We start from the raw sequence: 965 nt of genomic DNA, 5'->3' as shown, positions 1-965 counted from the left end.
CCGCCTAACGGAAGAGTCCTGAAAGGGATTCCCAGGCCGAGGCGCCTATGCGATGGGAGGGCATGCGCACTGGAATAGCCTTTACCGTTTCTCCCACCGACCGCCGCCGTCTGGAGGCGGTGGTTGCGGACCGCAATTCGGCCCAGAAGCACGTGTGGCGGTGCCGTATTATCCTGGGGACGGCGGACGGTCTCGGGACGCACGCGGTCATGCGCTTGGCGGGCGTTGCCAAGACGGCGGTGTGGCGCTGGCAGGAGCGCTTCATGGCCGAAGGCGTGGACGGCCTTCTGCGTGACAAGACCCGGCCATCACGCATTCCGCCGCTCAAGCCCGAGGTGGCGGAAAAGGTCGTGAGCCTCACCCTTGAGGATCCACCGGGCGAAACCACGCACTGGACAGCAGATGCGATGGCGCGTGTCGCCGGGATCAGCGCCAGCGCGGTACGCCGGATCTGGAAGGCGCACGGCCTGGAGCCTCATCGCTATCGCCGCTTCAAGCTCTCCAATGATCCCCGTTTTGTCGAGAAGCTCCGGGACGTGGTCGGGTTGTACGTCGATCCCCCGGCCCATGCGATTGTCTTTTCGGTCGATGAGAAATCGCAAATCCAGGCGCTTGATCGCACGCAGCCTGGGCTGCCCATGAAGAAGGGCCGGGCCGGAAGCATGACGCATGACTACAAGCGCCACGGCACGACTACTTTGTTCGCCGCCCTGAACGTCCTCGATGGCACGGTGATCGGCCGTAACATGCAGCGCCACCGCCACCAGGAGTTCATCCGCTTCCTCAACACCATCGAGGCGGCGGTGCCGAAGGGCAAGCAAGTCCACCTCATCCTCGACAATTATGCCGCCCACAAACATCCGAAGGTGCGCGCATGGCTCGATCGCCACACGCGTTTCACCTTTCACTTCACCCCGACATCCTGCTCATGGCTGAATGCGGTCGAAGGCTTCTTTGCCAAGTTG

The 965-nt window shown here is 63.1% G+C and carries 1 protein-coding gene; it reads left to right on the top strand.

Annotated elements, in window-relative coordinates; genetic code table 11:
• Positions 1–62: 62 nt before the first annotated feature.
• Positions 63–965: IS630 family transposase (locus tag IEX32_RS20370; RefSeq protein WP_188773356.1), on the top strand; the 903-nt coding region annotated here is incomplete at its 3' end.

It is taken from the genome of Novosphingobium endophyticum, from assembly GCF_014640675.1.
GTDB lineage: Bacteria > Pseudomonadota > Alphaproteobacteria > Sphingomonadales > Sphingomonadaceae > Novosphingobium > Novosphingobium endophyticum.
This window is presented reverse-complemented; position numbering and strand designations above follow the sequence as displayed.